This is a genomic window from Companilactobacillus ginsenosidimutans (genome assembly GCF_001050475.1).
Lineage (GTDB): Bacteria > Bacillota > Bacilli > Lactobacillales > Lactobacillaceae > Companilactobacillus > Companilactobacillus ginsenosidimutans.
Genome location: NZ_CP012034.1, coordinates 635444 through 647828, shown reverse-complemented (window position 1 = coordinate 647828; position 12385 = coordinate 635444). Strand labels below are relative to the sequence as shown.

13 protein-coding genes are annotated in these 12385 nt (G+C 36.0%); 12 read left to right on the top strand and 1 reads right to left on the bottom strand.

All coding sequences use genetic code 11. The annotated features are described in order from the left end of the window. Positions 1–3: 3 nt before the first annotated feature. Genes purC through purD form a run of 9 tightly spaced genes read left to right on the top strand, consistent with a single transcriptional unit; the run spans position 4 to position 9725 of the window. Entirely contained in the window at positions 4–711 is a 708-nt protein-coding gene (gene purC / locus ABM34_RS03320; RefSeq protein WP_048703357.1) for a phosphoribosylaminoimidazolesuccinocarboxamide synthase, read from the top strand. Between the two features lie 2 nt (positions 712–713). Beyond that, positions 714–968 carry a phosphoribosylformylglycinamidine synthase subunit PurS gene (purS, locus tag ABM34_RS03315; RefSeq protein WP_048703354.1) on the top strand — a complete coding sequence of 85 codons (255 nt, stop codon included), beginning with the start codon at positions 714–716 and terminating at the stop codon, positions 966–968. Beyond that, positions 968–1645, top strand: coding sequence for a phosphoribosylformylglycinamidine synthase subunit PurQ (gene purQ / locus ABM34_RS03310; protein ID WP_048703350.1), 678 nt, complete (start codon positions 968–970; stop codon positions 1643–1645). The genes purS and purQ overlap by 1 nt, the downstream gene beginning before the upstream one ends. After that, positions 1646–3859, top strand: a complete 2214-nt coding sequence (gene purL, locus ABM34_RS03305) for a phosphoribosylformylglycinamidine synthase subunit PurL (protein ID WP_048703348.1) — start codon at positions 1646–1648, stop codon at positions 3857–3859. It abuts the gene before it with no gap. Continuing rightward, positions 3844–5262 (top strand): amidophosphoribosyltransferase, encoded by a 1419-nt coding sequence (gene purF / locus ABM34_RS03300; protein ID WP_048703344.1) that lies wholly within the window; start codon positions 3844–3846, stop codon positions 5260–5262. The genes purL and purF overlap by 16 nt, the downstream gene beginning before the upstream one ends. A gap of 23 nt (positions 5263–5285) precedes the next feature. Continuing rightward, entirely contained in the window at positions 5286–6320 is a 1035-nt protein-coding gene (gene purM, locus ABM34_RS03295) for a phosphoribosylformylglycinamidine cyclo-ligase (RefSeq protein ID WP_048703342.1), read from the top strand. Then, entirely contained in the window at positions 6317–6880 is a 564-nt protein-coding gene (purN, locus tag ABM34_RS03290) for a phosphoribosylglycinamide formyltransferase (RefSeq protein WP_048703340.1), read from the top strand. Before purM ends, purN begins: the two co-directional genes overlap by 4 nt. A gap of 18 nt (positions 6881–6898) precedes the next feature. Beyond that, positions 6899–8446, top strand: a complete 1548-nt coding sequence (gene purH, locus ABM34_RS03285; RefSeq protein WP_048703338.1) for a bifunctional phosphoribosylaminoimidazolecarboxamide formyltransferase/IMP cyclohydrolase — start codon at positions 6899–6901, stop codon at positions 8444–8446. A gap of 16 nt (positions 8447–8462) precedes the next feature. Further along, the gene (gene purD, locus ABM34_RS03280) at positions 8463–9725 is read left to right on the top strand and encodes a phosphoribosylamine--glycine ligase (protein ID WP_048703335.1); all 1263 of its coding nucleotides are present in this window, start codon (positions 8463–8465) and stop codon (positions 9723–9725) included. Positions 9726–9742: 17 nt separating this feature from the next. Here the strand turns inward: purD and ABM34_RS03275 are convergent, their stop codons facing one another. Beyond that, positions 9743–10381 (bottom strand): lysophospholipid acyltransferase family protein, encoded by a 639-nt coding sequence (locus ABM34_RS03275; protein WP_048703332.1) that lies wholly within the window; start codon positions 10379–10381, stop codon positions 9743–9745. Positions 10382–10423: 42 nt separating this feature from the next. Here ABM34_RS03275 and ABM34_RS03270 point away from each other — a divergent pair, with 42 nt between their 5' ends. From ABM34_RS03270 to rpsB, 3 genes are all read left to right on the top strand, one after another. Continuing rightward, positions 10424–11146, top strand: a complete 723-nt coding sequence (locus tag ABM34_RS03270; RefSeq protein WP_048703330.1) for a tRNA1(Val) (adenine(37)-N6)-methyltransferase — start codon at positions 10424–10426, stop codon at positions 11144–11146. Beyond that, the gene (locus ABM34_RS03265) at positions 11139–11408 is read left to right on the top strand and encodes a GIY-YIG nuclease family protein (protein ID WP_048703328.1); all 270 of its coding nucleotides are present in this window, start codon (positions 11139–11141) and stop codon (positions 11406–11408) included. Before ABM34_RS03270 ends, ABM34_RS03265 begins: the two co-directional genes overlap by 8 nt. Before the next feature lie 141 nt (positions 11409–11549). Continuing rightward, a complete protein-coding gene (gene rpsB / locus ABM34_RS03260) occupies positions 11550–12344 on the top strand; it encodes a 30S ribosomal protein S2 (protein WP_048703326.1) in 795 nt (264 codons plus the stop codon). Positions 12345–12385 lie beyond the last annotated feature (41 nt).

Sequence of the window (12385 nt, the reverse complement as noted above, 5' to 3'; positions counted from 1 at the left end):
ACGATGTCAGATAAACTTATTTATTCAGGAAAAGCTAAAGACGTGTTTGCAACTGATAATGATTCAGAATTACTCATTGTTTACAAAGATCAAGCAACAGCATTTAACGGAGTTCGAAAAGAACAAATTCCTGGAAAAGGAAAGTTAAATTGCCAAATATCCTCTTATATTTTTGAATATTTAATTGAAAACGGAATTACCACCCACTTGGTAAAAAATGTTTCAGATCACGAACAATTGGTCTTAAAAACAGAGTTAATTCCAGTCGAGGTTGTTTTGAGAAACAAAATTGCTGGTAGTTTTGCAAAAAAATTTGATTTGGAAGCTGGCAAGAACTTAGCTAAACCTATCATAGAATTTTATTACAAGAGTGATGCTTTAAATGATCCATTCATCAACGACGATCAGATTGAATCTTTGGAAATTGCGAGTGGGGATGAACTTGATTACATCAAGAAACAAACTCTTAAAATTAATGATTTGCTAGTTGCGTTATTCAATAAGGATGATTTAGATTTAGTCGATTTCAAACTTGAATTTGGACGAGTAGATGGCCAGATTATTCTTATTGACGAATTCTCACCAGATAATTGCCGTCTCTGGGATAAATCTACGCATCAATCGCTCGACAAGGATGTTTTTCGTAAAGACGAAGCCGACTTAGTTGAAACCTATAAAAAAGTACTTAACCGATTAGAAGGAGCCAAATAATAATGACTTTAGTAAAGGTATATGTAACCTATAAGAAATCAATTCTAGATCCTCAAGGTGAAGCCGTTAAAAAAGCTGTCCACGGTATGGGATTCAGTGACGTTCACGAAATTCGTATGGGTAAGTATTTTGAAATCACAGTCGATGAGAATTCTCCAAAAGTAAAAGACGATATTGAAAAGATTTGTGATGGATTACTAGCAAATCCCAATATGGAGACTTATAGATATGAGTTTGTCGAATCGGAGGCAATTTAATGAAATTTGCAGTTATTGTTTTTCCTGGATCAAACTGTGATAAAGACCTTTATTATGCGATAAAAGACGGGATTGGAACAGAGGTCGAAATGGTGAACTTTCAAAGTGAGTCACTCGAAGGTTTCGATGCTGTTCTTATCCCTGGTGGCTTCTCGTATGGCGATTATTTGAGAAGTGGTGCAATTGCTGCACATGCACCAATAATTCCTGAAATCAAACGTATGGCGTCTGAAGGGAAACCAGTTTTAGGAATTTGTAATGGATTTCAGATACTTACAGAAATTGGTTTGTTACCAGGGGCATTGATTAAAAATAATCATAATAGATTTATTTGTGAAACTGTACAACTTGTCGTTGAAAATAATCAGACTATTTTCACAACAGAATATGCAAAAGATGAAGTTATCGATATTCCCGTTGCCCATGGTGAAGGAAATTACTACTGTGATCAGTCTACATTGAAAGATTTGAAACAAAATAATCAAATCGTTTTTCGATATGAAGAAGACATTAATGGAAGTGTTGATCAAATCGCGGGTATTACAAACAAAGAGAAGAATGTCCTCGGAATGATGCCGCATCCTGAACGTGCTTTGGAAAAATTAGTAGGATCAGATGACGGAATCAAGATGTTTCAATCGATATTAAAAAATCATATGGATAGGGTGAATCTATAAATGACAGAACCAACAGCCACAATGATAAGTGAAGAAAAACTATATCGTGCATGGGGATTGAGCGAATCAGAATTTAAAATAATTACTGATGAAATTCTTCATCGACTTCCTAATTACACTGAAGCTGGCTTGTTTTCAGTTATGTGGAGTGAACATTGCTCATATAAGAATTCTAAAAATGTTCTTCGAAAATTTCCAAATAAGGGCAAACGTGTTCTAGCAGGCCCTGGTGAAGATGCTGGAATTATTGACATTGATGATAATCAAGCAGTTGTATTTAAGGCTGAAAGTCATAACCATCCCTCAGCAGTTGAACCATATCAAGGCGCTGCCACAGGTGTTGGTGGAATCATTCGTGATATTTTTTCCATGGGTGCAACTCCAATTGCGATGCTAAATAGTTTGAAGTTTGGCAATATTGACAATGAGCATACTAAATATTTGGCAAATGAGATTGTAGCCGGTATCGGCGGTTATGGTAATTGTATTGGTATTCCAACTGTCGGTGGTGAAATTTCGTTCCAAGCTCGTTATAAAAATAATCCAGTTGTCAATGCAATGTGTGTTGGATTAATTAATAATTCTGACATTAAGTATGGTAAAGCCTCAGGTGAAGATAATTTAATCATATATGTTGGTGCTAAAACCGGTCGTGATGGTATTCATGGTGCAACTTTTGCATCAGACGAATTTACTGACGACAGTATGTCACAGAGATCAGCAGTTCAAGTTGGAGATCCGTTTATGGAAAAACTCTTGATGGATGCGTGTATCGAATTGGTTCAAGAACATTCTGATTGGATCATGGGTATTCAAGATATGGGTGCTGCTGGACTAGTTTCTTCAACTGCTGAAATGGCTTCTAAAGCTGAAAGTGGACTCATTTTGGAGCTTGATCAAGTTCCTCAACGTGAAGAAAATATGACTCCTTATGAAATAATGCTCTCAGAATCTCAAGAACGAATGGTACTTTGTGCAAAACCGGAACATAAAGATAATATTTTGAAGTTTTTCAAGGATGCTGGATTAGACGCGGTAGTTATTGGAAAAGTTACTACTGATCGACAATATAAAATTTATCAACATGGAGAATTGGTGACAGATATTCCTGTTGCAGGATTAGTCGATGATTCACCAGAGTATGTTCGTGATGGAGAAACTCCAAAACGATTAATGACAGAAAATTATAAAAGCCAGTATGTTCCCGTAATCAAATCATTAGAGAGCACTTGGATGGATATGTTGAAACAACCGAATATCGCCTCCAAGGAGTATTTCTATAGTACATATGATTCTCAAATTAAAGCTAACACCGTTGTTAAGCCTGGAAGTGATGCAGCTGTGGTACGCGTTCGTGGTACAAAAAAAGCTTTAGCTATGACTAATGATGGAAATTCCAAATTGGTTTTTGTGGATCCTTATATTGGCGGACAAATCGCTATCATCGAAGCATCGGCTAATTTGATTGCATCTGGATCAGAACCATTAGGAATTACTGATTGTCTGAATTATGGTAACCCCGAAAAACCAGAAATTTTCTGGGAATTCAATCGTAGTGTTGAAGGAATGTCTTCAGTATGTGAATTACTTGGATTACCGGTGATTTCAGGAAATGTTTCACTTTATAACGAATTTAATGAAGAAGCCATTTATCCTAGTCCAATGATTGGAATGGTTGGTTTGGTGAAGGATATTTCCAATATTCGGACCCAATGTTTTACAAATATTAATGATGCAATTTATGTTATTGGAAGTACCAATGATGACTTTAATGGATCTGAACTTCAAAACCTTCAAACAGGCGATGTAACCGGTGCGTTGAATCCAATTGATTTGGAAAATATTAAATCAATTCAAGAAAATGTACTGAAATCTATTCAAGCTGGATTTATTAATAGTTGTCATGATATTTCTGAAGGCGGATTGGCAATTGCATTAGCAGAAGCATCATTTGAAAATCAGCTTGGATTTAACGTGGAAACTAATTTAACCACAAGTCAAGTTTTCTCAGAAACACCAGGAAGATTTTTAGTGTCAGTCTCAGAAGAGAATAAAAATGAATTCGAAAAAGTATTTAATGGGAATTGTGAGTATTTGGGCCTAGTCTCCGACAGCCGCGAATTACAACTTAAAACAATTGATTCGAGTGCTGCATTGAATTTGGAAGATGCACTTAAGAATTGGAAAGAGGCCATACCTTGCTTAATGAAGTAAAAGGATTAAATGAAGAATGTGGAGTTTTTGGAGTTTGGGGTGCTAAAAACGCTAACTATCTCACATACTTGGGTTTACATAGTTTGCAGCATCGTGGTCAAGAAGGTGCGGGAATTGTAACAAATGACAATGGCAAACTTAATTCATATCGTAACCTAGGATTATTAACGCAGGTTTTTTATAAACCATCGCTTTTGGAATCGTTAAAAGGCGATTCAGCCATTGGTCATGTGCGTTATTCCACAGCGGGTAGCAACAAGATTGAAAATGTTCAACCACTATTGTTTGATTTTACAGATCAACAATTTGCTCTAGCACATAATGGTAATTTAACCAATGCTCTGACTTTGAAAAAAGAGTTGGAACAAAAGGGAGATATTTTTAAATCTAGTTCAGATTCAGAAGTTTTGATGCACCTTATTCGTCATTCCGATAAACCAACTGAAATAGAGCGTATTAAGGAATCCCTTAATCAAATTAAGGGTGGCTTTGCCTATTTAATGTTGACGCCTGATTCATTGATTCTTGCATTAGACTCACATGGATTTAGACCCTTATCAATTGGTAGATTACCCGAAGGTGGCTATGTAGTCGCTAGTGAGACATGTGCATTGGATGCAGTGGAAGCTGAGTTTATTCGAGACATTAAACCAGGTGAATTAACAATTATCAATGACGAAGGCATTACGGTTGACGCTTGGACCACTGACACAAAGATGGCCATTTGTTCAATGGAATATATTTACTTTGCCCGTCCTGATTCTAATATCTTGGGTATCAATGTTCATACAGCTAGAAAGCATATGGGTAAAATTTTGGCTAGGGAACAACCAGTTGATGCAGACATCGTTGTTGGTGTACCAAATTCGTCACTTTCAGCTGCGAGTGGATATGCTGAAGGAATTGATTTGCCATATGAAATGGGATTAATCAAAAATCAATACATGGGTCGTGAATTTATTCAACCTAGTCAAGAGTTACGGGAAAAAGCTGTCCGTCAAAAATTGGCAGCCGTTAAAGGAGTCGTTGATGGTAAGAGAGTTGTCCTTGTTGACGATTCAATTGTTCGTGGGACAACTTGTGCATTTATCGTCAAACTCCTTAAAGATGCTGGTGCTACGGAAGTTCATTTAAGAATTGCATCACCGCAGTTCAAATATCCAAGTTTTTACGGAATCGATATTCAAGATCGTAAGGAATTGATTGCAGCACACAAAAGTAATGAGGAAATGCGTCAACAATTTGGTGCAGATTCTCTTGAATTTTTAAGCCAAGAAGGTTTAATTGAAGCCATTGGATTGAAATACGATGCTCCTTATAGTGGATTAGATCTTTCATACTTCAACGGTGATTATCCAACGCCACTATATGACTACGAAAAAAATCTTTCTGAAGACTTTTAATTGATACTTTAAAGGAGAAATTTATGACCAATCCGTATGAAAAAGCTGGGGTTGATGTTAATTCAGGATATGAAGTATCCAACTTCGTTAAGCAAAACTTAGCTAAACAAAAAGCCAACTCTGCTAATATTGGAAACTTTGGTGGAGTTTATGAGATACCTGAGGGATATAAACATCCAGTCTTAATTTCCGGAAATGATGGTGTCGGCACAAAATTAATGCTTTCAATTGAAGGTAAAAAATATGACACAGTCGGGATTGATTGTGTCGCAATGTGTGTGAATGATTTATTAGCTCAAGGTGCAACTCCACAATATTTTATGGATTACATCGCTACTGGTAAGGTCGACGGAAAGATCAAGGAAGTACTCAAGGGAATTATTTCTGGCTGTGAAATTGGACAAGTTGACCTCGTTGGTGGGGAAACCGCCGAAATGCCAGGGATGTATCGTGAGAAAGATTATGATCTTGCAGGTTTTGCAGTTGGAATTGTTGAAAAGGAAAACATTTTAACTAAAGCAAATGTTAAAAAGGGCGATAAACTTATTGGAATTAAATCAAGCGGACTTCATTCCAATGGATTTTCACTGATCCGAAAAATATTCTTCAAAGATAATGAATTTAATTATGTGACACATTTACCGGAAATGCCGACTGAAAATCTTGGAGATGTCTTATTGACTCCGACTAGAATTTATACAAATGAGATTGTTCCACTTCTTGAGAAGCATTTGGTACATGGAATTGCTCATATAACTGGTGGAGGTTTCTATGAGAATGTTCCTCGAGCGTTACCAGATAATCTAGCGGCACGGATAGATATTAATACTTGGGAAAAACCGGATATCTATGATGTTGTGAAAAAATATGGTGGCTTAAAACTTGACGATATGTATCACATTTTCAATATGGGAATTGGTATGGTCCTTGCAGTTAGTGAAGACCAAGTTGAAATTGTTTTGGATTCACTTAATCAATGTTGTGAACAGGCTAGCGTGATTGGCGTCGTGGTTGACAAAACCGAAGATTCAGTCGAATTAAAGGGAGATAAATTATGAGAGTAGCGGTATTTGCATCTGGAAACGGAACAAATTTTGAAGCTCTGGCAGATGATGAAGCTCTCAAGACTGCTGGGTTGGATATTGTCATCTTAGTATGTGATAAACCGAATGCTCCCGTGCTAGACAAAGCTAGACAACGAGGTATACCGGTTTTTGTTAATCAATTGAAGAATTATTCAGATCGACATGAGTATGAACAGGCAATCGTTGATAAATTATCGGCCTTAGACATCGAATATATTTTATTAGCAGGATATATGAAAGTAATTACTTCGACGCTTCTTTCAAAATATCAATCTAAAATAATTAATATTCATCCATCAATTTTGCCAAAATACTCAGGATTAGAGTCAATTGAAAGAGCATTTAATGCAGGTGAAAAAGAAACAGGAGTCACTGTTCACTACATAGATGATGGAGTAGATACGGGTCCAATCATAAGGCAAGCAACAGTGCCAATTTATGAAGACGACACTGTTGATACTTTGGAAGCAAGGGTGCATGAAACTGAGCACAAGATCTATCCAGAAGTTGTACTTGAATTATTAAAAAAATAATAAAACGGGTGAAAAATTATGAAAAATGCTCTTATCAGCGTTTCAGACAAAACTGGAATTGTAGAATTTGCTAAAGGATTAATTGAAGAAGGTTATTCAATTATTTCAACTGGTGGAACTTATAAAAAGTTACAAGAGTCTGGAATTGATGTAACTGAAATTGATGAAGTTACAGGATTTCCAGAAATTCTTGATGGACGTGTTAAAACGTTACATCCTAAGGTTCATGCAGGTTTGCTTGCTAAACGCTCAAATAAAGAACATATGGATACTTTGAAAAAACTTGGAATCAATACAATTGATCTAGTATGTGTGAACTTATATCCATTCAAAGAAACAATTTCTAAAGGGGATGTCGAGTTACCAGATGCAATTGAACAAATTGATATCGGTGGTCCTTCAATGTTACGTTCAGCATCAAAAAACTTTGCAAGTGTATATGTAGTTGTTGACAAAGACGATTACAGTTCAGTACTTGAAGAAATAAAAAAAGATGATGATACACAAGTTGAATTTAGACAAAAACTTGCTGCTAAAGCATTTAGACATACTGCAGAATATGATGGAATTATTTCTGGTTATTTAACTGATATTTCAGGAATTGAATTTCCTGAAACAAAGACAATCCCATTAGAATTTAAGCAATCATTACGTTATGGTGAGAACTCACATCAAGCTGCAGCATTCTATAAGAATTCAATGTCGACAGACTATTCAATTGCGTCTGCAAAGCAATTACACGGTAAGGAACTTTCATACAACAACATTCGTGATGCTGATGCCGCTATTAAAATTGTTTCTGACTTCGACACACCATGTGTTGTAGCACTTAAACATATGAATCCTTGTGGCGTTGGTGTTGATGATCATGATATTTATGCAGCTTGGCAAAAAGCTTATGCCGCTGATACAATGTCAATCTTTGGTGGAATTGTCGTTGTAAATCGCGAGGTTGATGAAAAAATTGCTACTGAAATGCATAATATTTTCTTGGAAATTGTAATTGCACCAAGCTTCTCAGCTAAAGCATTAGAGATACTTGAAAGTAAGAAGAATATTCGTTTAATGACCTTAGACTTTAGCAAAGTCAAAGAATCTGACAAGTATGAATTCTTATCAGTGCTTGGCGGTGCTTTGGTTCAAGAACGAGATACAGTAGTTGATAGCTTCGATGATTTTGAAGTTGTGACTGAAAAGCAACCTACTGATGAAGAGAAAAAAGCGTTGTTATTTGCTCAAAAAGTTGTTAAACACGTCAAAAGTAATGCAATTACCGTTACAACTACTGATATGACACTGGGCATTGGTGCAGGACAAATGAACCGTATTGGTTCAGCAAAAATTGCCATCCAGGAAGCAGAAGATAATGATAATGTTAAAACTCCGTTTGTTATGGGTTCTGATGCATTCTTCCCAATGGATGACTGTGTTGAATTTGCGGCAGAACATGGAATTACAGCAATTATTCAACCAGGTGGATCAATTCACGATCAAGATTCGATTGATATGGCTAACAAATATGGAATCGCAATGGTTACAACAGGAAGAAGACACTTCAAGCACTAATCCTTAGGAGGAAAAGATGAAAATATTAGTAGTTGGATCAGGCGCAAGAGAAGATGCCATTTGTCAATCGCTGCAAAAGTCTGATCGATACAACGATGTGTATTGCGCACCAGGAAATGCGGGAATGAAGCTTTCTGGGATACAGACTGTTGGAATTAATGAAATGGAATTTACTAAATTAGCAGATTTTGCGATTGAAAATGACGTTAACTACACTGTCGTCGGTCCAGAACAGCCTTTAGTTGAAGGTATTGTTGATTATTTTCATGAACGAGGGTTAAGAATCTTTGGACCTGATAAGAAAGCGGCTCAAATTGAGGGTTCAAAAACGTTTACGAAGAATTTGATGAAGAATGCAAATGTCCCAACGGCGTTCTTTCAAGAGTTTACTGACTTTGGACTTGCAATCGAATATGTTGAAAAAACTGATAAATTTCCAATAGTTATTAAGGCAAATGGATTAGCTAGTGGTAAAGGTGTTTTTATCGTTGAGAGTCTAGATGCTGCGATTGATGTTCTCCATGATTTGTTAAAAGATCATCAATTTGGTACAGAAAAGGTAGTTATTGAAGAATATCTTCAAGGTGAAGAATTTTCTTTAATGGCATTTGTAAATGGATCCAACTTTTATCCAATGCCTATTGCGCAAGACTACAAACGTGCTTTGGATGGCGATCAAGGATTAAACACGGGTGGAATGGGTGCTGTTTGTCCAGTTGAAAACATTTCAAGCGATGTCGTCTATTCTGCATACAAACACGTTCTGAAGCCTTTTGTTAGACAAATGGAAGCTGAAGAAGTTAGTTATACTGGCGTTCTTTACGCAGGTCTAATCATGACTGCAAATGGACTACGTGTAATTGAGTTTAATGTTCGATTTGGTGATCCTGAGACAGAAGTAGTACTACCAAGGTTGAAATCAGATTTATCAAAAGTAATCGATAATTTGCTTTTAAATGAAGATGTTGATGATATTACTTGGCGAGATCACGGATTGGATCTGGGGGTTTTTGTTGCAAGTAATGGATATCCAACTAATCCTGAAATGGGCAAGTCAATCGGAACCAAGGAACAGTTCACAGACACTCAGCTTGAAATAAATTTTGCTGGGGTAAATGAAAATGATGGTGAACTTATTACTGACGGTGGGCGATTGTATCTGGTTCATACACATGCACACACATTATTAAATGCTCAAGATAAGGTTTATTCATATTTGGAAAATGTTGACACAACGAATGTTTTCTACAGGAAAGACATTGGACATAATTCAAACTAAAAAAGGAATTTGAAGAGTTAATCTTCAAATTCCTTTTTTTGTGGATCTGGAATATATTTAAAGTCTGGATTAATGTTTGTATCAATTTGCTTCCAAGCAATTTCCATATCTTGGTTAACTTTTTGGGTTTGTTCATCAGTTAGTTTTGCTTTAAAATTAAAGTCGATTTCAGGACCAACCCCAATAGTTACGTTTTTGTGTTTTAACAAATCAGAGAATTTAAGTGGTCCTTGATATACCATTGGAACCAATGGTGCTTTTGATAATTTAGCAATTAACGAGGCACCTCCACGTAATTCTTCTGAATATCTAGTTCCGGATGGGAACATTATTAGTACTTGGCCCTTGTTCTTCAGAGCCTTGACAGGAGTCTTGATTACAGATGGTCCTGGATGTTTGCGGTCTACCGGGAAAGCATGAGCGTGGACCAGAATATATCGTAAAATTGGATTTTTGAATAATTCAATTTTTGCCATAAAGGTTGCTTCTTTAGGTGAGATTGCCAGAGCAAAGAAGATTGGTTCCCACCAGGTTCTATGAGGTGCAACAATTATATATGGTTTGTCTGGAAGGTTTTCTTTTCCAATAATTTTGAATCGACCGTTCACTACGAAAACGACAAAACGTGCAACTTGTCGAATAAACTTATAGAACATGTACTATTTTCCCCCAATTATTAATTATTAAGTAGGTGTAGCATGACTAAAATCTCAAAAGATATTATAGCAAATAGTGGAATTGTAATAAACCAAGATAAAGATCTGTATTCATTCAATCTCGATACAATTCTACTCTATAATTTTGTAAATCCTACAAAAAAAGGTAAGTTGGTTGATCTTTGTTCTGGAAATGGTGCAATTGGATTAACACTGGCTTCAGAAACACCAGTTCAAATCTACCTGGTTGAAATACAAAAGCAATTAGCGGACTTGGCAAAACTTAGCATCAAGGAAAACAATCTTTCTGAACAAGTTTATTCCATTAATGATGACTTGAAAAACATTCAAAAATATATTGACCACGATACTGTTGATACTATTGTTTGTAACCCACCATATTTCAAGTCTAAATCTGATACCAAATTAAAAGATAACCCTGTTTTGGCGATTGCAAGGCACGAGCTCAAAACTGATTTGAATGAAATACTACATAATTCAATGATTTTATTAAAGCAAAATGCTCATATTTTTATGGTTTATCGTCCGGATAGACTTTCTGATTTGTTGACTGCAATGAACAATAACATGATACAGCCCAAGAGAATAAGATTTGTTAGAACACAAACTGACAGCATAGCCAATTTAGTGTTGGTAGATGCTATCAAAACTATTAAATCGGCTGCACTAGAGGTCTTGCCAGATTTAGTAATGTATGACGGTGACAAGCTGACAAAGGAGGCCAAAGATATATTAAATGAATGATAAAGGGTATTTCGTGTATATATTATTATGCGCAGATGGAACTTTCTATACAGGTACATCAAATGATGTTGATAAGAGAGTTAAAACTCACAATAGCGGTAAAGGTGCAAAATATACAAAAACAAGGCGTCCAGTTAAACTTCTTTATACTGAAAAATTAACTGATAAATCGGCAGCTTTGAAAAGAGAAATCGAAATAAAAAAATTAAGCCGTATGAAAAAAGAAAAGCTATTGGATATGAATGGAATAAATTGGCGGTAACTATTGATTTCCGTGACTTTATAATCTATAATGTTTGTTTGTATTGCAAATACACACACTTGATGATTTGGCTATTGGTGCGTTTATACGTGTTAGCTGAAAGTGAATTAAGTGGAGGAAAAAACCAGGAGGACATAAAATATGTCAGTTATTTCAATGAAACAACTTCTTGAAGCCGGTGTACATTTCGGTCACCAAACAAGACGTTGGAACCCTAAGATGAAGCCTTTCATCTTTACACAAAGAAATGGTATTTATATCATTGATTTGCAAAAAACAGTACGCATGATTGATGATGCATACAACTATATGAAAGCCGTTGCTGGTGATGACGGTATCTTCTTGTTTGTTGGTACTAAGAAACAAGCACAAGATGCTATTGAAGAAGAAGCAACACGTGCTGGTCAATACTATGTTAACCACCGTTGGTTAGGTGGTACTTTGACTAACTGGAACACAATCCAAAAACGTATTAAGAGATTAAAGGAAATCAAAGCAATGTCAGAAGACGGTACATTTGAACGTCTTCCTAAGAAAGAAGTTGCTTTGTTAGAAAAACAAGAAGCAAAACTTGAAAAATTCCTTGGTGGTATCGAAGATATGCCAAGAATTCCTGATGTTATGTTTATTGTTGATTCACATAAAGAAAACATTGCTGTTAACGAAGCTAAGAAACTTAACATTCCTATCGTTGCTATGGTTGATACAAATACTGACCCTGACGATATTGATGTTATCATCCCATCAAACGATGACGCTATCCGTGCCGTACGTTTGATTGTTTCAAAGATGGCTGATGCTATCGTTGAAGGTAAACAAGGTGAAGATTCAGTATCTAGCGAAGTTTTTGCTAAAGATGGTGCAAAAAATGAAGGCGAATCAATTGAAAATGTAGCCGAAAACGCTGATAATGAAACTGCTAACGATAATAAATAATTTAGATTTGTTAGTCATCTGAAAAGGTGACTTTCTTTCTG